Origin of the sequence: Mesorhizobium sp. IMUNJ 23033 (assembly GCF_044778005.1) — a bacterium.
In the GTDB taxonomy this organism is placed as follows: domain Bacteria; phylum Pseudomonadota; class Alphaproteobacteria; order Rhizobiales; family Rhizobiaceae; genus Mesorhizobium; species Mesorhizobium amorphae_A.
In genome coordinates this window covers 44,158-69,374 of record NZ_JBJACT010000033.1, presented here as the reverse complement: position 1 = coordinate 69,374, position 25,217 = coordinate 44,158, and the positions used below count along the sequence as shown (strand labels likewise).

At 59.4% G+C, this 25,217-nt stretch carries 19 protein-coding genes and 10 pseudogenes; 6 read left to right on the top strand and 23 right to left on the bottom strand.

Going from position 1 to position 25,217, the window contains the following annotated elements; all coding sequences use genetic code 11:
- Positions 1–371: 371 nt before the first annotated feature.
- The 3 genes and pseudogenes from ACFX5Q_RS28725 to purU form a co-directional block, all read left to right on the top strand.
- Positions 372–509, top strand: a pseudogene (locus ACFX5Q_RS28725) (methylaspartate ammonia-lyase); the annotation flags it as partial.
- Between the two features lie 129 nt (positions 510–638).
- A pseudogene (locus tag ACFX5Q_RS28720) lies at positions 639–1,486 on the top strand (electron transfer flavoprotein subunit alpha/FixB family protein).
- A gap of 12 nt (positions 1,487–1,498) precedes the next feature.
- A complete protein-coding gene (purU, locus tag ACFX5Q_RS28715) occupies positions 1,499–2,353 on the top strand; it encodes a formyltetrahydrofolate deformylase (RefSeq protein ID WP_404283336.1) in 855 nt (284 codons plus the stop codon).
- Between the two features lie 359 nt (positions 2,354–2,712).
- Here purU and ACFX5Q_RS28710 read toward each other — a convergent pair whose 3' ends face one another.
- The 8 genes and pseudogenes from ACFX5Q_RS28710 to ACFX5Q_RS28675 form a co-directional block, all read right to left on the bottom strand.
- On the bottom strand, positions 2,713–3,894 hold the full coding sequence (locus ACFX5Q_RS28710) for a M24 family metallopeptidase (protein ID WP_404283335.1): 1,182 nt from the start codon (positions 3,892–3,894) through the stop codon (positions 2,713–2,715).
- A 97-nt stretch (positions 3,895–3,991) separates the two neighbouring features.
- Positions 3,992–4,525 carry a sarcosine oxidase subunit gamma gene (locus ACFX5Q_RS28705; protein ID WP_404283333.1) on the bottom strand — a complete coding sequence of 178 codons (534 nt, stop codon included), beginning with the start codon at positions 4,523–4,525 and terminating at the stop codon, positions 3,992–3,994.
- Positions 4,518–7,598: a sarcosine oxidase subunit alpha family protein gene (locus ACFX5Q_RS28700; RefSeq protein WP_404283331.1), complete on the bottom strand. Its 3,081-nt coding sequence runs from the start codon at positions 7,596–7,598 to the stop codon at positions 4,518–4,520. The genes ACFX5Q_RS28705 and ACFX5Q_RS28700 overlap by 8 nt, the downstream gene beginning before the upstream one ends.
- A complete protein-coding gene (locus ACFX5Q_RS28695) occupies positions 7,595–7,861 on the bottom strand; it encodes a sarcosine oxidase subunit delta (RefSeq protein ID WP_404283329.1) in 267 nt (88 codons plus the stop codon). The genes ACFX5Q_RS28700 and ACFX5Q_RS28695 overlap by 4 nt, the downstream gene beginning before the upstream one ends.
- Before the next feature lie 14 nt (positions 7,862–7,875).
- Positions 7,876–9,129, bottom strand: coding sequence for a sarcosine oxidase subunit beta family protein (locus ACFX5Q_RS28690; protein WP_404283344.1), 1,254 nt, complete (start codon positions 9,127–9,129; stop codon positions 7,876–7,878).
- A 7-nt stretch (positions 9,130–9,136) separates the two neighbouring features.
- Positions 9,137–9,397 carry a hypothetical protein gene (locus ACFX5Q_RS28685; RefSeq protein ID WP_404283327.1) on the bottom strand — a complete coding sequence of 87 codons (261 nt, stop codon included), beginning with the start codon at positions 9,395–9,397 and terminating at the stop codon, positions 9,137–9,139.
- Positions 9,398–9,898: 501 nt separating this feature from the next.
- A pseudogene (locus ACFX5Q_RS28680) lies at positions 9,899–10,363 on the bottom strand (transposase domain-containing protein); the annotation flags it as partial.
- A 77-nt stretch (positions 10,364–10,440) separates the two neighbouring features.
- Positions 10,441–10,789: pseudogene (locus ACFX5Q_RS28675) on the bottom strand (transposase); the annotation flags it as partial.
- Between the two features lie 86 nt (positions 10,790–10,875).
- Here ACFX5Q_RS28675 and ACFX5Q_RS28670 point away from each other — a divergent pair.
- Positions 10,876–11,106: pseudogene (locus tag ACFX5Q_RS28670) on the top strand (IS21 family transposase); the annotation flags it as partial.
- A gap of 259 nt (positions 11,107–11,365) precedes the next feature.
- On the opposite strand, the pseudogene ACFX5Q_RS28665 reads toward ACFX5Q_RS28670, so the two are convergent.
- From ACFX5Q_RS28665 to ACFX5Q_RS28595, 15 genes and pseudogenes are all read right to left on the bottom strand, one after another.
- A pseudogene (locus tag ACFX5Q_RS28665) lies at positions 11,366–11,627 on the bottom strand (transposase); the annotation flags it as partial.
- A 137-nt stretch (positions 11,628–11,764) separates the two neighbouring features.
- Positions 11,765–12,733: a CoA transferase gene (locus tag ACFX5Q_RS28660; protein ID WP_404283325.1), complete on the bottom strand. Its 969-nt coding sequence runs from the start codon at positions 12,731–12,733 to the stop codon at positions 11,765–11,767.
- 15 nt (positions 12,734–12,748) lie between these two features.
- Positions 12,749–13,806 (bottom strand): annotated as a pseudogene (locus ACFX5Q_RS28655) (methylaspartate ammonia-lyase).
- Positions 13,807–13,883: 77 nt separating this feature from the next.
- Entirely contained in the window at positions 13,884–14,879 is a 996-nt protein-coding gene (locus ACFX5Q_RS28650; RefSeq protein WP_404283323.1) for a succinylglutamate desuccinylase/aspartoacylase family protein, read from the bottom strand.
- A 218-nt stretch (positions 14,880–15,097) separates the two neighbouring features.
- A pseudogene (locus ACFX5Q_RS28645) lies at positions 15,098–15,740 on the bottom strand (transposase).
- A gap of 126 nt (positions 15,741–15,866) precedes the next feature.
- Entirely contained in the window at positions 15,867–17,645 is a 1,779-nt protein-coding gene (locus ACFX5Q_RS28640) for an ABC transporter permease subunit (protein WP_404283321.1), read from the bottom strand.
- Positions 17,646–17,665: 20 nt separating this feature from the next.
- Positions 17,666–18,663 (bottom strand): annotated as a pseudogene (locus ACFX5Q_RS28635) (ABC transporter ATP-binding protein).
- A 258-nt stretch (positions 18,664–18,921) separates the two neighbouring features.
- The gene (locus ACFX5Q_RS28630) at positions 18,922–20,010 is read right to left on the bottom strand and encodes an ABC transporter substrate-binding protein (protein WP_404283319.1); all 1,089 of its coding nucleotides are present in this window, start codon (positions 20,008–20,010) and stop codon (positions 18,922–18,924) included.
- Positions 20,011–20,100: 90 nt separating this feature from the next.
- Positions 20,101–20,361: a 3-hydroxyacyl-CoA dehydrogenase NAD-binding domain-containing protein gene (locus ACFX5Q_RS28625; RefSeq protein WP_404283342.1), complete on the bottom strand. Its 261-nt coding sequence runs from the start codon at positions 20,359–20,361 to the stop codon at positions 20,101–20,103.
- Entirely contained in the window at positions 20,345–20,509 is a 165-nt protein-coding gene (locus ACFX5Q_RS28620) for a 3-hydroxyacyl-CoA dehydrogenase NAD-binding domain-containing protein (protein ID WP_404283317.1), read from the bottom strand. The genes ACFX5Q_RS28625 and ACFX5Q_RS28620 overlap by 17 nt, the downstream gene beginning before the upstream one ends.
- Before the next feature lie 3 nt (positions 20,510–20,512).
- A complete protein-coding gene (locus ACFX5Q_RS28615) occupies positions 20,513–20,773 on the bottom strand; it encodes a hypothetical protein (RefSeq protein ID WP_404283316.1) in 261 nt (86 codons plus the stop codon).
- A gap of 210 nt (positions 20,774–20,983) precedes the next feature.
- A pseudogene (locus tag ACFX5Q_RS28610) lies at positions 20,984–21,208 on the bottom strand (acetate--CoA ligase family protein); the annotation flags it as partial.
- A gap of 332 nt (positions 21,209–21,540) precedes the next feature.
- The gene (locus tag ACFX5Q_RS28605) at positions 21,541–22,446 is read right to left on the bottom strand and encodes a 3-hydroxyacyl-CoA dehydrogenase NAD-binding domain-containing protein (RefSeq protein ID WP_404283314.1); all 906 of its coding nucleotides are present in this window, start codon (positions 22,444–22,446) and stop codon (positions 21,541–21,543) included.
- An 84-nt stretch (positions 22,447–22,530) separates the two neighbouring features.
- Positions 22,531–23,241, bottom strand: coding sequence for a hypothetical protein (locus ACFX5Q_RS28600; RefSeq protein WP_404283312.1), 711 nt, complete (start codon positions 23,239–23,241; stop codon positions 22,531–22,533).
- A 55-nt stretch (positions 23,242–23,296) separates the two neighbouring features.
- A complete protein-coding gene (locus tag ACFX5Q_RS28595) occupies positions 23,297–24,181 on the bottom strand; it encodes a 3-keto-5-aminohexanoate cleavage protein (RefSeq protein WP_404283310.1) in 885 nt (294 codons plus the stop codon).
- 580 nt (positions 24,182–24,761) lie between these two features.
- On the opposite strand from ACFX5Q_RS28595, the gene ACFX5Q_RS28590 reads away from it, so the two are divergent.
- Together ACFX5Q_RS28590 and ACFX5Q_RS28585 are read left to right on the top strand one after the other, a co-directional pair.
- Positions 24,762–24,977, top strand: coding sequence for an SDR family NAD(P)-dependent oxidoreductase (locus ACFX5Q_RS28590; RefSeq protein ID WP_404283309.1), 216 nt, complete (start codon positions 24,762–24,764; stop codon positions 24,975–24,977).
- On the top strand, positions 24,934–25,068 hold the full coding sequence (locus ACFX5Q_RS28585; RefSeq protein WP_404283307.1) for an SDR family oxidoreductase: 135 nt from the start codon (positions 24,934–24,936) through the stop codon (positions 25,066–25,068). The genes ACFX5Q_RS28590 and ACFX5Q_RS28585 overlap by 44 nt, the downstream gene beginning before the upstream one ends.
- The last annotated feature ends 149 nt before the right edge of the window (positions 25,069–25,217 follow it).

The following is a 25,217-nucleotide window of genomic DNA, read 5'->3' as shown; positions in this document are numbered from 1 at the left end:
CTCGGCAAGGTCGTGAAACAGATTGAGACGCCTCGCTCTCCTGACCCCATCATGCGGCGGCCAGAGCGCCGATCGCGAAGAGAAGCGAGTGACCTACGGGACGGTCCAGAAAAAAGTGCAGGAGTGGCTTGACCTAAACGACCCCAATCAGAGAGGACTCTCATTAGCTCCAATTTACTGCCATATTATTCAGGCTCTCTACTTTAGAGAGCGACAGCCGTCCTTAAGAGCATGCGCCAGCCATCTGAAAACGCGATGGCACCGTCCGGAACATTATATTGGCGGAGCCGTAGCCACTTGGCAGATACTTGAAGGGTCACGGATCAACTGCAGCCGCCCATCAACGCGGTCTGAAAATCGAGCGAACCGAAGTGCGGATCAAAGATACCTGCTCGTGCCTTGCAACGGCGCGTTTTTTCTATGACGACCAACCTGCCATCAGGGTCGGCGTAGTGCAGCGCGGCTTCATTTATGCTGGCGAACCGATAACGCCCGGGTTCACGTCAATTCGCGTTCCGGCATCTCCGCCGAGGTCAAGGCTTCGCTCAGGATCATCAAGATCGAGCAGCCTGGCGGCCGCAAGGCCAGCGTCAGGTCAAGACGGTTGGCGGAACTTGTTGACAAACTCAAGAACGGAGATGGCCATTCTTCTCGTTGCCGAACACGACAACCACACCCTTTCCGACCAGACCGCGAAGGCGCTCACCGCCGCGGAGATCGGTTCCGAAGTCGATGTGCTGGTCGCCGGCAAAGGCGCGAAGCCCGCCGCCGATGCCGCCGCAAAGTTCAAGGGCGTGCGCAAGATGCTGCTTGCCGACGCCGACGGCTATGACGCGCTAGTCGCGCCGGCGACCGCGGGCCGCCGCACTCCTGGATGTCATGCAGGTCCCCGAGATCATCGCCGTGGTTTCGTCCGACACCTTCAAGCGGCCGATCTCGGCCGGCCACGCCATCCAGACCGTGCAGTCGACCCATCCATGAAAGGTCATTGCGGTACGGACGGCTTCTTTTCCGTTAGCCTCCCAAGGCAATTCGGCTGTTGTCGAGCATGTCTCGGCGGCAGCCGACCCCGGCCTCCCCAGCTTCGACGAAAACTGGCTGCCGGAGAGCGACCGGCCGGAACCGACCTCGGCCAAGATCATCATCTCGGGCGGCCGCGCGCTGGCCTCCTCGGAGAAGTTCCAGGATGTTATCCTGCCGATGGCCGACAAGCTCGGCGCGGCCGTCGGCGCCAGCCGCCCGGCGATCGACGCCGGCTAGCCGCCGAACGACTGGCAGGTCGGCCAGACCGGCAAGGTCGTGGCACCTGATCCCTACATTGCGGTCGGCATCTCCTGCGCCATCCAGCACCTTGCGGGCATGAAGGCTTTCGAAGGTCATCGTCGCCATCAACAAGGACGAGGAGGCGCCGATCGTCCAGGTCGCCGACTACGGCATCGTCGGCGGCCTTTTCGTCATCCTGCCCGAGCTCTCCAGATCGATTTGACCCGAAGGTACAATGTCTCAACTTCAGATTCTAACTCTAACCTGCGATGATCGTCCCGGCATTGTCGCGGCGGTCGCAACCGAACTGACTGCGCTCGGTGCCAACATTGCCGAGAGCAGCCAATTCTGGGACCGCACCAGCAATCGCTTCTTCATGCGTCTGGCCGTTGAAGGAGACGAGTCGGTTTCGACCGCGTCAATCGATCGTGCGCTCAAACCAGCAATCGACCGCTTCGGTTTGCGTGTTCACACCGTCGATGCGCGCCGTAGGCCCAAGATCATCATAATGGTGTCGAAATTCGACCATGCGATGCTTCATCTGCTATACCAGATCAAGGTCGGTTGGCTGAACGCCGACGTGGTCGCGATCGTCTCTAACCACCAAGACAGCCGTGGGGTCGCCGAGCGGGAGGGACTCGCCTATCATTACTGGCCGGTATGCAAGGACAACAAGACCGAGCAGGAACAAAAGCTGCTGGGTCTCGTGCGCGAAACTGAGCCGGACCTCGTGATCCTGGCCAGGTACATGCAAGTCCTGTCCGACGATTTGTCAACTCGCCTGTTCGGCAAGATGATCAACATCCATCATTCCTTCCTGCCCTCCTTCAAGGGCGCAAAGCCCTATCATCAGGCATACGAGCGGGGAGTGAAGCTCATCGGGGCAACCGCGCATTACGTGACGCCCGACCTCGACGAAGGTCCCATCATAGATCAGGAGACTGAGCGCGTAACGCATGCAATGAGCGCGGAGGATTTCGTCGCAACGGGCCGCGACATCGAAAGCCGGGTCCTTGCGCGGGCCGTCAAGCTACATTTGGAGCGGCGGATCATGCTCAACGGAAATAAAACAATCGTATTCTCAAGTTGACTGACACGCCGTGATGAAACATGGCAATCAGCGGCACAGCGGCTTGAGGTCTCGGAAGGGGTTATGGGACCACGTGCTACTGGTCCAGCTGTAGCCGGATTTTTGGGCGATGGCAGACAAACAGGAACCTGCAGACGGTATCCCAGCGGCTGCAGGCTTGATCGTGATCTGGTTTTTGTGGCTTCTCGTGACTGCGCTTGGCATCCGCCCCCGAAAAATCGCCTCCTGAAAAGCCGATTATTGCTTACGGTTGACCGGGTAGTGCTTGAACTCGGCAGCCCGGCCGATGATCGATGCTCCTGCATGCCGGCGCATTGGTGTTGAGCAATGCGCCGGCGTTCGCGCGAAACAGTGGAAACTCAGTAATTTACCAGCAGGTCACGGGGCATGCTGCTCAGCGACTTGGCGCCGTTCTCGGTCACTCGGACAGTCTCACTGAAGATGTAGCCGTCATCCTTCTCAAAAATGCCGATGAGGACGTGGAAGGTCATGTTGGGTTCAATCACGGTGTCGTCGTCCTCTTGGAAGCTGATCCCGCTGTCGACCCAACCAAGTCCGATGGAGTAGCCGCTCCTGGATTCCTTTCGCACGCCGTATGGTTTAAAGGCGCGCTGGAATGCTTGCGAAACTTCAGAGCACTTAACTCCCGGCCGTAGCGTTTCGACCTGCGCGAGGAAGCCGTCTAAGGCGGCTTGGTGCAGGTGCCGGGCCCGAGCCGTTGGCTCACCCAAAAATACCGTCCGTGACAGGGCGCAGGCATAACGGTGTCGGAAGGCGCCAATCTCGAAATTAGTCTGACAGCCCAGCTTATAGCTCGCGTCGGACCACTTAAGATGCGGTGCGTTGGCGGGAGAGCCAACCGGCATGGTTGGAAAGGCGCAAACACCCCCGGGAATTTCCGGAGTGCCTTTGACCAAAGCATGCATGACGGCAGCCCCTACGTCGCATTCGCGCGCGCCAGCAGCGATCTCGAGCCGGCCCACCTGCATGGCCCTGTCTACGATCTTTCCGGCCTGCTCCATGTAGGCAAGCTCAGCTGGTGATTTTACCCTCTTGAGTTTAGAAATCATGCCATCAGCGTCGATGAACTTCGATGAGTCCAAGCTGTTACCGAGCGCGGCATGGTCCTTCACTCCAAACGTTTTGGCCGTCAATTCGACCCCGATGCGGTTCGACTTGGTGCGCTCGCGGATCAGATCGCCAATCGGCTGCCATGCCGTCCGCTGGCTCGACCCAATGTACTTCTCGGGATAACTGAGGATGCGCGATTGTGGCAGGTACGAGGTCGGCGTTGCGCACAAAGTGTCGATTTCGCGCAAGATCAGCCACGGATCTTCCTCGTCTTGACATACGAGAGCGAGCTGCGGAACGTACTCAGAGTATCCGTCATAGCCAGTGAGATAGTTCATATTATACTCGTTCATGACAAGCAGCGCATCCATACCATGCGCCGCCATTTGCTGTCGCAACCGAGCAGTGCGCTGGCGGTATTCCTGTTGACTAAACGCAGGCGCGCGTTCCTGTTGACTAGATGTGGGCATTAGCAGCTCTCCTATCTTTGGTAAATGTCGATTGCACGAGGGAATCAATTGGCTTTGCTTTCGCTCCTTGCACCCGATCGTTCATTTGGCTGGATGGTCAGCCCACTTCGACCGGTTCGAGGCGGCAGGGTCCGGCTGCGGAGGCGTCGGCAATCCACTCCGTCAGGCTCTTGCTGAAGCTGCGCGGAACGAGAAGGTCGCATTCGAATGCGCTCCTGCGCAGCAGCAGGACCGGCACGTGATGGAGGCCGGTCTGGACCGCCCGTCCCTCGCCCAGTGTCTCCCAATCCACCGCGACGCACCGCTCCAGCACATGTTTGAGGCTCCCGCCGGAGAGCCGCAGCCGCACGCTGCCCTCGCCGAGTGGGAGCGCGCAACCGAGTTCCGGATCGACATAGATATTAGGCGGCGGGCCGTCGCAAAGCAGCCAGAACCGGCGCGGCGCAATGCGAACGACGAGCCAGCCGTCATGACGAGCGGTCTCGCCGACCTTGTTCGGCAGCGGGCCCCCCAGCATCCGGTGCAGTTCCGCCTCGAATTGCGCCATCTCGCCGTCCCAGCCCTCGAATTGGACAATCGCGCAGCCATAAGCCGCCGTCGCGAACCCCGCCATGTTCGAACCATCAGCCATGGAGCCGCTCTCCCTTCGGGTCGAGAAATATGGGCGAGACTACCCGAGCCCGCACCGTGTGGCCTTTGATCGGATAAGTGGCGACGATCTCAGCGCCCTCCTCCGCTGCATTCCGGGCAAGCAGTCCGAGCGCCACCCAGGCGTCAAGCGTGGGGCTGTAGGTCACCGAGGTGATGCGGCCGAGACCGTGGCCATGCATCGGCTCGCCAGGCCTGAACAGGATCGCGCCGCCGCGCAACTGCTTGCCCGGCTCGACGCAGCGCAGACCGACCAGCCGCGGCCGCGCCGGGTCGCTGAAGGCCTCGCGGCGGCCAAGCACCTCGCCCACATAGCCGCTGCGCTTGCTCGCCATGCGGCTGAGCCCGAGGTCATCGAGCGTCGTCCTACCGTCGATCTCCGGCCCCGCGACATGGCCCTTCTCGACGCGCAGGGCGCCCAGAGCCTCGACGCCGTATGGCTTCAGGCCAAAAGGCGCGCCGGACTCCATCAGCCCGCACCACACATCCTTGCCAAGGGTCGCACCGACATAGATCTCGTAAGCCCGCTCGCCGGAAAAACTGAGGCGGATAATTCGCAGGGGCCTGTCGCGAAATTTCATATCGAGCAGCCCCATATGCGGCAACGCCTCGTTTGAGACGTCCAGATCGGGGAATGCGGCGGCGAGGATATCACGGCTCTTCGGACCGGCGACCGACATGGCTGCCCATTCGTCGGTAACCGAGGTCACCGAAACGCGCAGGTCCGGCCAGGCGGTATCGAGCAGGAATTCCAGCCGGGACATCACGTCTGCGGCCTTGGCGGTCGACGTCGTCATGAAGAAGCGCCCCTCGCCGAGTCGGCTCGTGGTGCCGTCGTCGAAGACGATGCCATCGTCGCGCAACATGACGCCGTAACGCGCTCGGCCGACCGGCAGCCTGGCAAAGCCGTTAGCATAGACCCGGTCGAGGAATTCAGCCGCGTCCTTGCCCTGGACCTCAATCTTGCCGAGCGTGGAGATGTCCATCAGGCCGGCCGCCTCGCGCACCATTCGCATCTCAGCGACATAGGCTTCATTTGCGTCGCGGCCGGAAGCACCATAGAACCACGGGCGCATCCAGAGGCCGCTCTCCAGCATCTGCGCGCCATTAGCGGCATGCCAGTGATGCATTGGCGTGCGCCGGATCGGCTTGTAATGATGGCCGATGCTGCGCCCGGCCAGCGCCCCAACGGCGACCGGGGTATAGGGCGGCCGGAAAGTTGTGGTGCCAACTTCCGGGACCGCCATGCCACGCAGGCCGGCCATGGCCGAGAGCGCATGCATATTGCTTGTCTTTCCCTGGTCGGTGCCCATGCCGAGCGTTGTGTAGCGCTTCAGATGCTCGACTGACTCGTATCCCTCGCGATGCGCCAGCGCGATGTCACTGGCGGTCACGTCCATCTGTAGGTCGACGAAGGCCTTGGCGTCGGTAATTTTCGTCTCTCTTTCGGCCCCCTCTCCGATTCGTCCCGCGAACCACCTCTTCCCTGATCTACTGGGGAGAGTATGTTTCGGCCGCATGGCAGGGCTCCCATACTCTCCCCTCACGAAGTGGGAGAGGGGTGCCGATCGAAGTGAGGCGCAGAGGGGGCTCGGTCCCGCATTGATCTCATTAAGATTGAGCCTGACGGGCGAACCGACTGATTTCGTTGCGCCGCATCGCGCAGATGCCTCGGCCCCTGCACAATGCCCCTCCTCGATCGCGCCCGCTGTGGTCCAGGTTCCCGTGACTGCGCCGGCCACGAACTGCCCCGCTCCAAGTTTTCCGGGAACGAAGGCGCGAATGTCCTCGCGATAGACCGGCTTGACCCCGAGATGGGAGGTCAGATGCACTGTCGGCGACCAGCCGCCGGAGACCGCGATCAGATCGCACTCTACCGTGGCCGTACCGCCCGGTTCGGAAAGCGCAATAGCGCGCAGTGTATGACGTCCCAAGGCATTGGAAATCAGCGATTTCGTGCGGACGGCGATGCCCCGGCGGCGCGCATGTTCCAGAAGTTCATATGTCGGTTCGGCGCGGCTGTCAGCTATCGTCACTTCTGCCCCGGCTGCCGCAAGATCAAAGGCTGCGGAATAGGCGCTGTCGTTGTCGGTCGCAACCACCACCCGCGTACCCGCCAATACGGCAAAGCGGTTCAGATAGGTCCGCGCCGCCGAGGCCAGCATGATGCCGGGCCGGTCGTTGTTGGCGAAAGTGAGCGGCCGCTCGATCGACCCTGTCGCGTACACGATCGAATTAGCGCGCAAAAGCGCCAGCGCCTGGCGCGCCTCGCTTTTTGTCGGATCGGCGTTTCCTGAGCAGTACCGCTCCACAAGGCCGAGCACATTGCCGTCATAGACGCCGAACGCGGTGGTGCGCGTCATTACCGATACATTCGGCATGTCGGCGAGCCGTGCGAACATTTCGGAAAGCCAGGCCTCGCCGTCCGCCGGCTCCGACAGAAGCCTACCGCCGGCCACAAAATCCTGCTCGACGAGAACAACCCTAGCGCCCGCCTCCCCGGCAGCGAGCGCGGCCGAAAGTCCCGCCGGTCCAGCGCCGATCACTACGACGTCGGCGAAGAGATGACGGATTTCGTAGCGGTCAGGATCGGGCTTTTCGCCCGCGCGGCCGAGCCCCGCCGCCTTGCGGATAAAGTGTTCGTAGAACATCCAGGCTCGCCGCGTCGGCCCCATGAAGGTCTTGTAGTAGAAACCCGCCGACAGGAACGGCGAGAACAAGCCGTTGATGCTTTGAACGTCGAACTTGAGGGATGGCCAGCGGTTCTGGCTTTGGGCGACCAGGCCCTCCGCTATCTCCACCGTGGTCGCCGGCACGTTCGGCTCGCGCCGCCCACCGGTGCCTAAAGTCAAGAGCGCATTCGGCTCCTCGGGCCCGGCGGAATAGATGCCGCGCGGCCGGTGGTACTTGAAGCTGCGGCCGACAACGCCGATTCCGTTCGCCAGCAGCGCCGAAGCGAGCGTATCGCCGCGGAAGCCGGCTAAAGCCTTGTCGTCAAAGGTGAAGTTGATCCGTTGCGACCGGTCGATCCGCCCGCCTTCGTGAAGCCGCCTCATGCGCGCACCTCCCGTGCGAAGCGGACCCAGGCGATCTCGTGGTTGCGTGTATCGCGTTCGACCACTAGCCATTGACGGCAGCCCATCACGTGCTGCCAGTACTCGCGATGCGGTCCGGCCGGGTTCTCGCGCACGAAGACGGAACGGTACCAGGCCTCGAAATCGGCGTCGTCGTGGGCAGGACGGACAACGGACGCGTCGCCGCCATAGCGGAACTCGTCGTGGTCGCGCGGGCCGCAACAGGGGCATTCGATGCGCAGCATCTAAAAGTCTCCAACTATTGCAGCCAGGCGAACGGGCCAGTGCCCGCTTCGTCGATGGTGCGGCCGGTGCGGAACCGGTCGAGGCTGTAGGCGGCGGTGAGCGGATGGGGTGCGCCCGTGGCGAGGGTATGCGCGAAGCACCAGCCGGAGGCGGGTGTGGCCTTGAACCCGCCGTAGCACCAGCCGCCGTTGATATAGAGCCCGTCGATTGGTGTCGGGCAGATGATCGGGCTGGCGTCTGGCGTCATGTCCATCACCCCGCCCCAGTGGCGCAGGATGCGCAGCCGCGAGATACACGGCATCAGGGCGATTGCCGCCTCCGCGACCTCGCGCACGGTGCCGAGATTGCCACGTTGGGCATAGGAATTATAGCCGTCGAGGCCGCCGCCGAAGACCAGCCCGCCCTTGTCGGACTGGCTAACATAAAAATGGTCTCTGCCATAGGCGACGACCTGGTGGACGAGAGGCTTGATTGGCTCGGTCACGAAGGCCTGGAGGATATGGCTTTCGATCGGCAATTCGAGGCCGGCTTTCCGGCCCAGCATCGAGGTGTGCCCCGCAACCGCAAGCCCAACCTTACCGGCGCCGATCCGGCCCCTCGTGGTCTCAACGCCGACGATGCGCTCCCCGTCACGGACAAAACCCGTCACCTCGCAGCCCTGGATGATGTCCACGCCATGGGCGTCGGCGGCGCGCGCGTAACCCCAGGCCACCGCGTCATGGCGCGCAGTGCCCGCTTGGCCCAGAGAGATCGCGCCGCAAACCGGGAACCGCGCCGTCTCCGAAAAATCGAGATAGGGAACGAGCCGGCGCACCTCGTCGCCATCGAGCACTTGGGCGTCGATCCCGTTCAGCCGCATGATATTGGTGCGCTGGCTGAAGGCGTCGAACTGGTCAGCCGAATGGGCCGTGATGAGCATGCCGCGCTGCGAGAACATGACGTTGAAATTCAGCGCCTGCGACAGGCCTTCCCAGAGCTTCATCGAGAATTTGTAGAACTGGGTGTTGCCGTCGAGCAGGTAATTCGATCGGATGATCGTGGTGTTTCGACCAACGTTGCCGCCGCCGACATAGCCCTTCTCCAGCACAGCGACGTTGCGGATGCCGTGGTTCTCGGCGAGATAGAAAGCGGTCGCCAAGCCGTGCCCGCCGCCTCCGATGATCACAACGTCGTATGCAGACTTAGGCGAAACATCACGCCAAACCGGCCGCCAGCCGGTATGCCCTTTCAAGGCTTGAGAGATAAGAGTGAAACCGGAATAGCGCATTGAAGAATCAACAATATTGAGCTGAATTGACGTCGTAAGTGGGATCAGCCCAACGGGCCAACGGGCCGTCCTCGAACACTGTGGCGCCGGCAAGAAGAAGCCCAACGCTGAGTGAAGATGCGCGAGTGCGGCCAGACGTAAACCTGGGCGTTATCGGTTCACCATGGTAGCTGAAACCGTCTCGAGTCGCGCCGGTCCGGACAGAACCTTGGTCGCCACAGAACAATCCGCCATTGCCAGGCGCGAGACGGTCATCTTTGATCTGCACTGCAATTCACTTTGCGTTGACGGGTGGATGCTTCGAGAACCACTGTCCGTCAAACATGCGCCAGATGGCGTTGGTTCACCAACATAAAGTCGCGAATGGTACCATCGCGTTTTCAGATGACAGACGACATTGCCCCTTGGGATGCGGTCCGTTTGAATTAGTCTTCGTCGAAAGGTTGAGCACTACCCTATGCCTACTGTGTCGATGAGTCGGGTTCTTGTGCGTCGTCAGCTAGGTCGCGGCCAACTGCCAGCATGGGCTTGTCACATAAACCAAGTGTCAGGACTTGCGACATAGACGCGGTGGCATGAACACGCCTGCCGCGCCATCGTTTTCCACCCCAGATTCGCACACGCTGTCTGGCTCTATTTCCGGTTTCCATTTAGCCATTTAGCCTGCGCCTGGTCGAAGAATTGTAAGCGCGCTTTTCAGTGCACACCAGGGCGAGCACCGCGGTCCGGCGGGTCTGGATTGTCGCATTGAAGATTGGGGTTTCGAACGTCAGCTGGTGTTTTGGTGCGCACGTTCGCCGAAGTTGAAGGGCAGCAGATCCTCGATGTCGGCGTCGGTTGCGCGCTGGGGCAAATTCAGTGAGCACGTGGCGTAGCCAGGCATAGGGATCGACCTCACAGGCACGGCAGGTCAGCACCAGGCTGTAGATGACAGCACTGGCCTTGGCGCCGGCAACGGTGTCACTGAAGAGCTAACTTCTGGCGTAGCGGGTCAGATAATCCCATTGGTTTCGCGCAGAGATCGCCTTGCCAGTCAGGCTTTCGGGCAGGACCTTGGGCGCCTGGTCGTCGAGCCATTTCTTGAAGGCGGCCAAGACCGGGACGCTATGCTGCTGTCGCAGACGCAAGGTGTAATCGGCACGCGTTTCGCCTTCGCCCGGCGTGCCAGTCTCTCGACTTCATATAACGTCTCGATGAACTTGAGCGCCTGCAGCGGCGGGCCGCCGGGTTTCTTGCCTTGTGAGCCGGCAACGACAGCAGGTGAACTCCTCGCGCACATTCCTTCGTTGGCCGCTTCGCCTCAAGCTGCTTTCACCGACGGTGCGGGCTGTTGCACGAGAGCATGGCCCACACGATCCTCGCATTCTTGTTGGCGAGCGCGACAGCCGCGACATTGGGACGCCGCCTTTGCCGCAGCTTACCGAGCCAGAGGCTTCGAGGATCCTGCTTGCCGCCTGCTTTACCGAGCGCAGCGCGAGCGCCATGAATCGTCAATGTGCGCAGATAGCGATCGCCGCGTTTGCTGATACCGAATAGGCGGGCTCGCCCTCCACTGGATCGTTGTTTCGGCACCAGGCCGAGCCAGGCCGCGGAACTGACGGCCGTTCTTGAAGCAGGTTCTATTGCCCACGGCAGCGATCAAAGCGGTTGCCGTTACCGGGCAGCTGGACTGGCGGTCACGCGGAATATCGATCTCCAGCTTGCCGGTCTCGGTCGTCATCGTCTTCCGGCTCGTTCGGCGATGGTGATGTCACGGGCAGAAATGAGCCAACCACGCCGAGGATCATCTTGCTATTCTCCATGGTGCTTGGCTTCAGCGCTTCAGCCGCCTGATATGGGCACGCTTCGTCGTACACCGGTATCTGCGAACCGTCTCGCGCTGCCATGCTGCGGCGGTCGACGCGCTTGGCGGCGCTCCTCGCGAAGTGCGTTACGATCGTATGAAGACGTGCTGTCATCGGCGAAGGCGATGCGGGCGGCAGTCGAGCTACCGTCCCGCTACATTTGCGAGGACTTCTTCCGGCCCACCTTTCACAACCTCGAAGAGTGAATGCGCAGTTGCAGCTTCTGGACCGATCGGAAGGGAGCCAACGGCAGCGGCCACAGCGCTACCCGTTCCTCGGCGAAAGCTTCGTTGACGATACGCCGTGTGTGGCGGCGTGAACTCTCGGGTTTTGTGACCGAGTCCGGCCAGTGACGCCTACGCTGACCATGCCCTCCCGGCTCATGCACGGCACGAGTCGATCAGTACCTGCTCGGACGAGTCGCCGAAACTGGCGAGCGCGTGAAAGAGATCGCTCCAGACGCCCTTGGCCGCCCAGCGGATATTTCGGTTGTGGAGCGCCTTGCGAGGTCGTGGTCCGCGGCGTGTCGACCCAGGGCCCGCCAGACTTCGACACACGACTATGGCGCTGAACACGTCGCGGTCATCAACGGGCGGGCCTGCCCCGCGTATCGGGCGGCAGCAGGGGCTCAAGTCGCGCACCTGGCTTGGCCAAAACTGGTCGCTGTTCATATCGTCTCCCCCTTTCAGAAGCCGTGAATCGCAAACCAAAACAGACGCCCTAGAACAGCTGGTGGTGTTGCATGCCGACGCATCGTGTTGGCGCTACGCCGGCATCGCAATCCCGGAAACTCAGCAATTGACCAGCAGGTCACGGGGCATGCTGCTCAGGGACTTGGCGCCGTTCTCGGTCACGCGAACAGTCTCGCTGAAGATGTAGCCGTCATCCTTCTCAAAAATGCCGATGAGGACGTGGAAGGTCATGTTGGGTTCAATCACGGTGTCGTCGTCCTCTTGGAAGCTGGGTTCCGGCCGCTTGAGGAATTTCTCGCAGAAATTTACCCATTCCCGGTCATTCTGGACGGAGAAGATGACGTCTTTGCCATCCGCGCAACGATAGGCGCCATACGGCGCCAGCGACGGGTGTTTCACACCGGCGCGTACTGTGTGGTAGCTGCTGTAGTCGTGCTGCAGAACCGGTACGTTCATCCAGTCGGCGACGGCATCGAATAGCGAGACTTGTATGCTGGCGCCTTCACCTGTCCGCTCGCGGTGGAACAGTGCCTGGAGGATGGCGCTATGCGCAGTCATGCCTGCGGAGATATCGCAAACCGACACCCCTACACGCGCGGGCCCTTGTTGGTTGCCGGTGATGGCGCACAGGCCTGTTTCGGCCTGGACGATGAGATCATAAGCCTTCAAATGGGAATACGGCCCTTTCTCCCCGAAACCAGAAATGTCGCAGGTGATCAGCCGCGGAATACGTCGACGGAGATCCGCAGACCCGAAACCCAGTTTTTCGATACTGCCCGGCTTCAGATTCTGGATAAAGACGTCAGCACGGGCAATGAGCGTGTCCAGGACGGCGCGGTCTGCCTCCGATCTCAGGTCCAGACAGACCGACTCCTTACCCCGGTTGAGCCAGACGAAGTAAGCGCTCTGTCCCCGCACCAACTTGTCGTAATTGCGGGCAAAGTCCCCTTCGGGCCTTTCGACCTTGATGACACGTGCGCCGGCGTCAGCAAGACGAGACGACGCGTATGGCGCGGCCACGGCCTGCTCCACGGCTACGACAGTGATCCCCTCAAGAGAGTTCTGCATGCGACACCGTGCTTTTCATCCAACGTTTTCGTTTTGAGTCCGACGACGGTTCAGCATCGCCAGCAACCGGTTTTGTTCGTTCCCAACAATTGAGAATGCCTCGTCAACACCCATTCCGGGCTTTGCAAGCATCATGTCGGCCTGGGTTGCTACCGATATGTGGACAGAAGCCTGGGCTGAGAGATCCGTCTCGGTACAGCTCCCTCCGACGTACGCTCCAACTTGGTTCTGCTTACAAATGAGAACGGCACGCGCCGTGTTAGCCATTGAGCCGACATCGGGGGTCTTGATCTGGACGAGATGCGTGGCCTTGGCTTCGGCAAAGAGCCGGATATCCTCGAGCGTGTTGCACCTCTCGTCCACGACAATGCGAGCACTGGAACCCCGGTCATCCAAAATCGATACAATCCGGACGTAGTTATCAATTTGAGCTTGCGTCGAACCAAAATCTGCCGGGGACTCGATGTTGAGCGCGAAATCGGGGACGGTATCTGCAACCTTGCAGATAAAGTCGGCGATGCGTTGCGGGTCCATGCCGATTTCCTGGCCGATCCAGCCATACACATCGAAATGCAGCACCGGATGATACCCTGGGCGGCCGATTTGGCGCGTACGCGTTGCAACCCACTTCACGAACTCCATGAAGGTCTGGCCGTAGACGCCGAATTTCTGCCGGGAGATTGATCAGGCCGTGAGGAAGCACCTCCACGGCTTTCAGGATCATCTTGTCAACATTGATTTCCCGAGCATCACCGCTTTGACAGTAAAGCGGGACCCTGCGCGTCGGCAGCGGCAGGTCAAATTCCGTGCAGATGACCTCGGCCATCGTCTTGCGTTGAAGATGGGCGGCTGCGCGAAGCATCGCCTGACTGACGCCGTACTCAAGCGCGAGAGGTAGTCGCGTATTTTCGAACGGCTCGAAGACCTTCGCACAGGCATCAAAGTAACGAGACGCATCGACGTCGAGAAGCCGCGGTGAAGCCGTCCTGGGTCGCGCCCGACCTAAGCGCAGCTTGATCGTCATAGAAGAATGCGCCGTTACCAGGCGCAAGGAGGACGTCTTTGATCTGCAATTCGGTCACTCGATTCATCGTGACGGGATTAAATTCGTTCCGCTACTGGCACGCGAGGCGCCAGCTGCACCTGATTCTTAGATATTCAGCGGCCGCGCAACGAGCGCTACCACTTTGTTGGCGTCGATATGCGCCCCCGATGCTATGGCCAAGACGATGGACGATCCAGGCGCGCGAATATCAATGGACTCAGCGGACAGCGAATCTATCGAATGCAGGATGCCTATGAGATCTCCCTGCTTCACTTCATCCAGTACCGAGCAGCGAGGTTCGAAGATGCCCGGCATAGGCGATTTCAGCTCATCAGATGGACGCGTTTCGAGCGTTTGGCCGAACTTCTGTTGACGGAAAGTTGAATACTCGGCTTTTCCCTCGACCAGCCCGAGCGCCATGAGCGCGTTGCGCACTCCAGCCTCGTAGATCGCGAGATTGTCAGCGCCGACCGTGCCCCCACCGAATTCAGTGCAAACAAATACCTTACCCTGGTTTTGGGCCGTGATATCAAACATTCCAGCCGTGTCGTTGTGTTGCCAGACCAATGTCAAGGGCAATTTGAACGCTTCCGCCATCCTCACGGTCCTGGCCATGAGATCGGGATCGGCGATGGGGTGCGTCGTGGCCGCCGGTGGAAAATCCCACGTTGGTCCGAAGCTGTGCAGATCAAACACGGTGTCGGCCATTGGCAACAATACGCGCGAAACCGCATCCGCGATTCGTTCGGTCACTGACCCGTCGGCGCGGCCCGGAAAGACGCGATTGAGATTCAACCCGTCGAGCGGAGTATTGCGGCTCCAGGCTTGCACGGCCAATGGATTGAGCACCGGTAGGACGATGATCCTTCCACAGGTTTGCGCGTCCGGCAGCCACTTAATAAGCCGTCGTGCAACAATTGGCCCCTCCAGTTCATTGCCATGATTTCCGCCGGTGACAAGAAGGCGCGGTCCCTCTCCTTTATTGAGACTGAAGACCGGGAGCGAAAGCTCTCCGCTATCGGCACCTCCTGGGACAACAAGATGCCCCCTGCTCACGCCGGGCGTATCAAGATCAAACGTAAGATGTGGTGCTTCGCTCATTGTTCAACCTATTGCGAGTATTCAGGCGACCTGGCGCCGGGTTTACGATAGCTGTTGCGCGGTTGCGTTCCCCGCTCTGGAAGTATGCGCCACGCGGTGTTCAATTCGCCAATATAATGTTCCGGACGGTGCCATCGCGTTTTCAGATAGCGGCGGATGGCGGTATCACCTTAACTTGCGTCCGGGACGCTGGAGGCGTTCTGCCTTGCGGATTGATTTCAGGCCATGGCTCCCGCCACAGCTTTCCACTCCGCGATCGCTTGGATGCGGTGAACGCGGCTTTGGAATGCGGAGCGTTGTGAACGGGGTGGAACGAAGAGATTTCGGATGGCGGAGACAAGCGCTGAAGGCTTCCCGGTGATCGAAAGCCATGCATCGTTCGCTCCCGCTTTCGCAGCGGCACATGTGAATTCTCGGCGCGGTTGTTTGGGCCCTTATGCGATCGACGTTCGGCATGACCTGGCGGCGCGCCGCACCATAGGAGCGCAGCTTATCGGTGATCATCCGCTTCGGAGCGGTGCCCTGCTTCTTCAGAAACCGGGGCAGCAATTGCCTGGCTGCCTTGGTGTTGCGGCGGTTTTGACAACCAGTGTTTTCTGCCGTCGATGGTGATGACCACCTCGTCCAGATGCCACACGTCGCCCGGCTGGGCTTCTTGCGGTGAAGGTGACGCGCATAGTCCGGGCCGAACTTCTTTGCCCAACGGCGGATCGTTTCATAGGAGACGACAATGCCGCGCTTCAGCAGCATTTCCTAGAGAAGACGCAGCCTCAGCGGAAACCGAAAATTGAGCCACACCGCCTGGGCGATGATCTGAGGTGGGAAGCGATGGCGCTTGTAGCTCTGACTGGCGCGGTTCAGGCACGTGCGTCTATCGCGGTAGCCCCTCACAAGCCGTTACCGTGATAGCACCCCTGCTCGACATAAGCCAGGAACACGTTGCCGTTCATGGCGCCGTCGTAGACTCCCACACTGAAGGCTGCGGTCTCAAGCCGCGGGTGCTGGGCGCGCGCGCTGAAGGCTCAGCGTCGATCGCCACCCCGCAACGTAGAGGATCATTAGAATGAACACGGGCAGTAGGATCATTAGCGATGCCACTGCGGCAATTGTCGGGTCGATCTGGTGGCGAATATCCTCCCACATCTTAAGAGGCAGGGTGCGAATCGAGAACCCGCCTATCAGAGATGTAATGACGACCTCATCAAACGAGTGAAGGAACGCGAACATCGCGCCGCCGATAATGCCCGGCCGGATCAGTGGCAGCGTCACCCTCATGAATGTCTGCACCGGATTAGCCCGCATGCTCATGGCCGCCTGCTCCAGTCGCAGGTCAAAATTCGCCAGCGTAGCGGAGACCATCACGACGACATAGCCGATAGCGCCGACGGTATGCGCCAGGACTATGCCGGTCATCGAGCCGAGCAGCCCAAGTTTGACCAGTCCGAGATAGGTCGCGATGCCGACGACAATAACCGGAAATGTAATCGGCGTCAGCATCGCCATGGTCAAGAAGCTGCGCAGCCGCGGATTGGTGCGGCTGAGACCGTAGGCCGCAAGGGTGCCGACGATGGTCGACAGGGTGGCAACCACAATGCCGATCTGGACGCTGATCCAGGCGGCTTCGTACCAGCCCGGATCGCCGAAGAAGGAGCGGTACCACTGCAGTGAAAGGCCCGAGGGTGGGAACTCCAAAAACCTCCCCGCGCTGAATGACATAATGACGACCAGAAATTCCGGAAACAGCAGGTAGAACATGACGAGCGCGAGGAACACCGTGCCGACGATCTTCGACCAACGGCTACGACCGCCGGCCTTGTAGAGCTGGGCCGTCCAGCGCTTCGCCCGGCCGGGAGCGAGAAACTCACCGAGATAGCGTTTCAGCACGCCGAATGAAGGCGACCGACTCAGCCAAGGCTTTCGCGCTGATTGCGCCGTGCGGCCCTGCGTACCAGAAAGATCAAGCCCAACCACGGAGAGCACGAGGATGGCGACTGCCAGGAGGATAAAGGCCGAGGCGGCGACGCGCGCCATGTTAAAGGAGGTCTGGACCTGCGACGCGATGAAGGTCGACAGCATGGCGTCTCCCAACCCCCCAAGGGCGGCCGGCGTGATGTAGAAGCCGAGGCAGATCACAAAAACCAACAGGGAGCCGCTGCGCACGCCCGGCATGCTGAGCGGGAAGAAAACGCGCCAGAAAGCGGTGGACGGCCGCGCCCCCATACTGCGAGCTGCCGCCATCAGTGATTTGTCGATGCCCATCATGACACTGACCAGAGGCAGGATCATCATGGGCAGCATGATGTGCACCATTCCGATATAGACGGCCATCCTGTTGTAGATGAGCGGCAGCGGACTGGAGATAAGTCCGTGGTCGAGCAGCAGATTGTTGATCAGGCCGCGATCGCCAAGGATCACGATCCACGCATATGTCCGCACCAGTCCGCTGGTCAGATAGGGCACAAGGACGAGCACAATCAGCGCCATTCGCAGGTGCTTCGAGCCGGCCACAATCAGATAGGCCGTGGGATAGCCAATAAGGAGGCAGATTGCCGTGGCCACCACACTAATCTCAACAGTCTGGAAGAGAACGCGAACATTCGCCGGCTGGCCGAAAAACGTCAGATAGTTGACGACCGAAAACGCTGGGGCGTTAAGGCTGGTCAGGAATAGCAGGATAATCGGTATGCCGAATACAACGAGCAGGACGGCGAGGGCAGGCCCAGTGAGCGCGATGGGCATTCGGCCCAATGTCTGAAGCGTCTTCATCCGCATTCCCTCTCAGCGCTTCACGCAGTGACAAAGCGAACGTCGCACCGCAGCCACTCGAGGCGTACCTCGTCGCCAGATCGGAAGATCTGCTGTCCCGCGGCGACGTGCTCTCGCACAATCAGCACACTGCGTCCGGCGCGCACATAATATTTCCGCAACGGGCCAGCATAAATCATGTCTTCGACGATGCCGGTGACGAACTGGCGCTGGTCCGCATCGGCGCGCTTCGGAGCCGAGGCAGAAGCGACGTAGATACGCTCCGGCCGGATCATGGGCACAGTACCGGACGGCGGCGTGGTATCGGATTCGACTTTGAACCCGGGATTTTCGAGGATGTTTGCTTCGCCCAAGAAATTCGCCACGAATCGCGTCCTGGGCCGGTCATAGAGGGCTTCCGGCGTGTCTGTCTGCTCGATTTCACCGGCGCGCATGACGACGATGCGGTCCGATAGTGTGAGCGCCTCCTCCTGGTCGTGCGTCACACATATGGTGGTTTTTCCAAACTCCCGATGCAGGCTCTTGAGCTCGCCCTGCATCTGCTCGCGAAGATTGCGGTCAAGCGCGCCGAGTGGCTCGTCAAGAAGGAGAAACGGTGGATCGGCAATCAGGGCTCGGGCAAGCGCCACGCGCTGTTGCTGGCCACCGCTCAGTTGCGATGGCATGCGTCCGCCAAACTCCTTGAGACGCACACGCTCAAGCATGCGACCAACCAGTGTTGCCCTCTCGGCGGCCTTGATGCCGCGCATTTCGAGCGGAAACTCCAAGTTCCGCCGCACTGTGAGGTGCGGAAAGAGCGCGTAACTCTGGATACGATCCCTTGGTCACGCCGGTAAGACGGCACGGAGGCAACTGAGTGCCCAGTGATCAGTATGTCACCCTGGCTGGGCGCCTCGAAACCAGCAAGCAGCATCAGGGTTGTGGTCTTGCCTGACCCACTTGGACCGAGAATGGTCAAGAACTCGCCGCGACGAACCGTAAGTGACAAGTCCTTCACCGCAGTGACCGCGCCGTACATCTTTGTGACACTGCAGAATTCAATCTGCGCAGGAACGGGGTTTTTCTCCAATGCTTGATCCTCGGCAATTGGCAGGGTGGTGCTTTTAACATGCAAGGTAACGAGTGCTGCTCCAATCCAACCGAGATGCGGTCGCTACTTGTACGGCTGTCAAAAAGCGAGTGGCATTGGTCAAGGCGGCTCAATTCAGACTTCAGATGGTGGCAAGCCGACCCACTGGACTGCCACCATCTTTACCTTATACTCTGTCACTTGGGATCACTGAAGAATCCACTCGTTCCAACGCTGGATAATCCGCTCGGAGTTTGAGATGCCGTCTGATCCCACCGCAGCGTACCACTTATGGTTCATTACTATGCTGGATGTCAGGAAATCAGGGTGGCTCGCGAAATTTCGTCCGAGATCTTCTGGTATCAGTTTAAAGGCATTTCGGTTAGCTGGGCCGTAAGGCATGAGCTTTGCAAAAGCAGCCTGCTTGTCAGCCCGGGTGATGAATTCAATGAATTTCTGTGCGTTCTGCAGATTTTTGGCGCCCTTCGGGATGCCCCAGCTTTCCCAGGTCAGCTTTGACTGGTTTCGATTGATCTCAATCGGCACGCCTTGGCTGATCATTAAAACGGCTCGTCCGTCGTAGGACTGCGCCAAGTCGACAACCTTATCGTTCAGCATCTGCCCGAGCTCGGATCCGGTCGTCCACCACTTGCGGATATGTGGCTTGATCTTGTCCAGGCTAGCGAATGCCCGGCCGATATCCATAGGATAGAGGGCGTCAGCAGGCACACCATCCGCCAGTAGAGCTTCCTCCAACGGGGCGTCTCCGGTCCCGCCAGATGGCATCGTCCGAACTCCAGGATACCTGCCGACATCCCAAAACTCTGACCAAGTGGTCGGCCTTGGTTTGCCAACTGGGAACTTCTCGGTGCTGGAGACCATGCAATACGCGTAGACAATCGAGCCGACACTGTATGGAGTCTTGACGAAGTCTAGCATCGCATCCAACTCATCCTTCTTATAGATAGAGTAATCAATCTTTTCGAGGTATCCTCTCACGGGGGCTAGAGCGTCTGTGGCTGGGGCCAAGGGAACCACATCAACCGAAACGCTATTGGTCGACACCATTAGCTCAAGCTTGGACCTGGGAACTTCGTCGGTGATCGAAGTCACCTTTATCCCCGTCTCAGCTTCGAATGGCTTTACGAAGACTTCGATACAGGCCTTTGCGTATTCGCCACCATTGAGCGCGACCGTCAGCTCGCCCGTGGACTGCCCCGTAGCGCGAGCGCTTTCGGAAGACACCGCACCTACAGCCACAGCGGATGCTGCCTGGATGAAACGTCTGCGGTTCATTGAGATTCTCATTGGCTTGTTCTCCCTCGTTATGCCCCGCCACCCGACAGGGATTCGATATTGGCTACTCAGTCGTGCAGCCCAATTGACCTATTTGCGCTTGCTTAGTAGAGCGTCCCTCGGAGTGAGGCTGCCGTCAAATGCAGTTTGTGTATTACCGTCATCTAGAAACAAGATGGACGCTAACCCGCTTCTCTCACCGCATCTGACGTTAGGCGGCGTTTTGGCCCGGCCAGGCGCCGGCATCGCGCCCGGGTCTGTTAGCTTGCCGCCACACATTTCCACCAGTGGGAGCAAGTATACAGGATTGTAAGGGTGGCCGACCAGCACGCGCTCAGGATGCTGCGCCAGTTCTTCCTGAAGCAGCGAAGCAGCGATGGGGCACGCTGGAGGAAGACGACGCGATCAAAGTTTCAGGTGCGGCTGCTCGACTGGCCTCTGCAATCAACCGCAGCTTGAAGTCCGACCGCTCCGGCGCGGACTCCTGGACCAGCTCCACATCTCAAACTGCTTCAATAAGCGAACTTACGAATGTCAACGAGCCCTCAGGGGGCAGCGGGTTGAACGTCAAACCGCGATATGCGTGACGCGCGGCGGCTAGGGTTTCCTGCACGCGCTCGGCAGCGCGGCGATCTGGGTCGTACAGCCACACATTAACGCCGTGTAAAATGTACTTTGCGGCCCATCCCTGCAACAAGGCGGCCACCCAGCAGACCAACCCCCGCGGCAATTTTTCGGAGTTGCTTGATGGCTCCTCAAACATGACGTAGCTTCCTTCACTTGCGCATCAGCAGACAATCATCTCCTCCAATCCGAATGCGCCCCCCAGCGGGTCTTCGGAATGCGAGGTCGGCAAGAAGTTATGCGAAAGGGTCGCGCTCATCGAAGGCACTCTCCCGTTCGGGCAGCTTTTCGCTCTGTCCCCGAATAGAGATATCAGAGGACGCCAGCGTCGCGTCGAGTGGAGATGCTGTCAGCCATTATTGTTTGCCTCGTTGTTGTTTCCAAGCACCAGCAGCGCGCCGGCGATCCACGCGCCTTTGCCTTGCGTGCATATGATCAGCGGATTGATGTCCAGTTCTTCGATCTCGTCGGCATGCTTTCGCACGAAATCAGCGATGGCTTCGATGGCCTCGATTGCCGCCTCGACGTCGGCCTTGGGTCTGCCGCGATAGCCATCGAGCAAGGGATAGAGTTGGCAAAATGGGTTCCGATCAATGAAAGGGCGTACAAATCAGGCTATCACGAGCACGCGGCGAGTTCTTGGTATCCACCGGCTCCGCCAGCAGGCGGGATGATGCGGGTGAAAAACTCGGATGTTAGAAAGCTTCGATACCCACGAGACCGTCAGCGCCCCGGCGGTACGCCGGTCGTCAGTAGGCTGAGGCGGCCGATGACATTGACGGTATCGTGACGCCACACGCAACCAACCCCGACAACCGTGAGCAGGCCACAAACCTCAAGGCCCGGCGAACCAACGCTGCGGCTCGGACAAACGGCCAAAGGGCTCCGGTCAAATCGTTCTGAACCTCAGATATTTTCGACTGCACGTCGCACTGCAATTAACCGCTTCTCCCATGCGTCGTCGGTGAGCCTCTTCGCGCGCGCTGCCAAAAGTTGCGGACGAAGGATGTCGCGCAGTGCATCGGTCAGCGGCGGACCGGGCAGGCGGCTCCAGTCAGTCTGCATCAGTATCGACCACCTTTCTTCATCTATCTCGCCCGGGGCCTCCCGCTGATCTACCCAACCCAATTGTGCCTCACATGGGCCTGAAATGCCATAGCGGAGACCAGGTCCGCCCTTGATGATGTTGTCGATCTCTTCCATCGTGGCCTCGCCGGCCGCGATCATGTGGAACCCCTCCCGCCACATCGCGGCTTGCAGGCGGTTGCCGATAAAACCCGGAATGGCATGCGACATTACAACCGGTTGTTTGCCGATGCTGCGGTAGAATTCGACCGCAGCTTCAAGTCTTTCAGTCGGCATTTCAGGTGTGCCGACAATCTCCATTGCCGGGACCAGGTGCGGAGGGGAAAAAGGATGTGCTACGAGGAGGCGACCCGGATTGGGAATGTCTCTAGCGATATCGGCTGGCAAAAGTCCTGATGTGGAGGAGGCGATAATCGAATCGAGCGGCGCTAGACTGGCAATTTCGCGGACCAGCGCTCGTTTGAGATCTATCTGTTCCGGGGCATTTTCCTGAACGAGCTCTGCCTTGGCAACCGCCTCACCCAAACTGGCGCAAAGTCGAAGGCGCGAACGCACAGTTGGCATTTGAAGCTCTTGCAATTGCGGCTCGTAGCGGTCGAGGGCGGCCAGTAGACGATCCTGCCAACCCGGCGTCCGATTCCATGCGGTCACCTCATGCGCGCCAGTAATGAACAATGCCACCCAGCTCGCGCCTATGGTCCCTGTGCCAATGCATGCGATGCGCATAGATTCCCTCATATCAATGGATCTGGAGAGTGACTTCATCAAATGGGGTACGAGAAACCTGATGAACTTGAAGCGACGACAGCATTAGGCGCGAACGGACTCAAGCGTCATCCGGCATATGGTTGTGATGTCGTAGATAGGCAGCCCTGTCATACGTCGGATTGCCGGCGTTATCGGCGGGAATCCAGTGCACGTGAACAGTAGCGCAGCGATCTCCGGATGTGCGACGCGGAGCCGGGCGACGCAAGCTGCCACATCATTCTCGATGTCGGCGATATCGGTCGGTTGCGGAAGACGCATGGACTCGTTTTCCAACATCTTACCGCCTTCGATGCCGCCGATGACGATCCGATCCCGGTCGGCCTGATCACTGAGGCCAAGCAAATCATCTCGAAACACTCGTGAATTAGCTGTGACAACAGCGAGTTTGGCTTTTGGCGGCAGTTGGCGGAGCAGCGCCGGCACTAAGAGCAGACTGGACATTACTACCGGGACACTTACCGCTGCAGCCACCGCTGCTTGATGCCGAACAGCAGAGCCGCAGTCCGAACTGATTACGACCGCGCCTCGCTCTACCAGCCTCCGAGCTGCTGTCACAAAAGCAGGCTCGAGCGCAGGTTCGCCCTGCATGACAACATCCGCCCAGGCTCCCTCGACGGTTTCCGATATCACGGGAAAGTCGAAAGTAGCTGAACTGAACAGCGAGCCGGACGGCGGCGCCGGCGGCGCCACGCCGGGTGGCAAGCCAGGTTCCAAGCCCAGAATTCCAAGGCAGCTTCCGGTTTGCGACGTCATTGTGGCCTCCAAGGGGTGTTAGTCCGCTATCATCGTTCGCTGCATGGGCGCGCGGTCATCCGCGCTTTTTGACGCCGAGAATTGCCCGTGCTTCGCCAGGTGTGGCGACGCTGGCGCCCATGCGCTCGATGATCCCAACCGCATTGTCTACGAGCTCGGCATTGGATGCCAGCACCCCACGTCGGAGATAAATGTTATCTTCCAAACCTACCCGGACGTGTCCGCCCATAGCCACCAACTGCCCAACCATCGGCATCTCATCTGCACCACAACCAAACCCACCCCAGACTGCCCCGGAAGGCAGAATCTCACGCATCGCCAGCACAACGCTCGGCACAGCGGGAGCACCATACCCTGTGCTGAGGCAAAATTGGAAAAGAGGCGGACCGTCAATTATGTTTTCGGAGATGAGTTTCTTAGCGACTTCGATGTGGCCTAGATCGAAGCATTCAAGCTCGGGCTTGACACCAGCCTCGCGCATAAGTGTCGCCATCTCTCGCAGATCGGACATACGCGCAACAAAAATCGCGCCCCCAAAAGCCATCGTTCCGCAATCCAGGGTGCTAAGCTCTGGCTGAAGTTTGACGGCATGGGAGCAGCGTCCAACTGCGTTCTTAAGTGTGCTGGTCTTCCCTATTTTTAAAGGATCCAAAGAATCAAGTTCAAGTTCACCATCCATTCCACAGGTTAAGTTGATGATGACGTCCGTCGCCGCGTCCCTAAGCTTCTTAACAACCTGTTCATAGAGCTCAATTCGGTTTGATGGAGCCCCCGTGTCAGGCTCACGGACGTGAATGTGCACAATCGCAGCCCCAGCCTTTGCAGCTTCCAGTGCAGCCTCCGCGATTTGCGATGGCGTCTTGGGGATGTTTGGATGCTTCGCAAGAACCGCGGAACTCCCTCCGGTGACAGCACACGTGACAATGACTTTCCACGACATCAGAGCTCCTATTTCGGTATCGTCTTAATTGTTTAGTCTGGCGCCATGCACCCGGTGGCGGCGCCGAGTGGTCATACTACCGAAGGGTAGGAGCGGCGGCCGATCGTTAAATTTGGAGGATTTTTCATGCTCATCACGTGTTCGTCAAATATTGATTGTCGCCGCCGACAATCTCGAAGCCAGATGGCTGTGCGCCATGTATTCCCAAACCGAGTTGTCGAGTTTCCCTGCCAGAAATGATGCACGATTTCGGGAACGTTCGGCCATCGCTCGACGGGGATCGTGAGCTGCTTCTTATCGCTCGGTTGTGCCTAGGGCTTGTCGGCCTTGCCCCCGTTAGGACCTGAGTTAAACCGAGGCGCGTCCGCGCGGCCCTGATAAGTTGCGAACCAGCAACTGTTGGCAATAAATAGCGCCCGATAAGAGACGTTGAACTCCGCATGCACCGGGTGGCGTCTGCGCGGTAGAGTATCTGAATTCAAGATGACTTGAATCTATAAACGACATTTGACTCTCGCGACGCTCGCAGAGACCGTGTGCCGGACCTCTAGAATAGAAATTTAAGAGCAGCACCGAGCTATTGTCTCCGCCGCGGCCCACTAGCAGTACCGCGTATGCTTGCGCCAAGGCCGGGCTGGTTCAACTGACTAGACATTTGGCCAAGGCTTTGGCTCCTCGGGTGAGGGTCAACGGAATTGCACCCGGAGCGGTAAATTCTCCCTGGGAATGCTCATGGGGGTGGACAACGAGGAGTGGGCGCGAACCGCTGTTCCCTTCAGCGTATTGGTCAGCCTGAAGAGTATGCGGAACTCATCACTTATCTTGCGGCAGGCGCGTCCTACATAACCGCCCAGGTTGTACTAGCGGATGGTGGCTATTCCTTTTAAGCTGAAGAATTGCGGGACTTAGTGCGGTCATCCCTGGAAATACATGCGGTCGACCCTTCAATGAGTGATGCGAGTTGCACATGAACCGTCGGAACTCAATTTCCTGCGTGCACAGGTCGAACTAATGAGAGCTGCCGACTGACCTATCT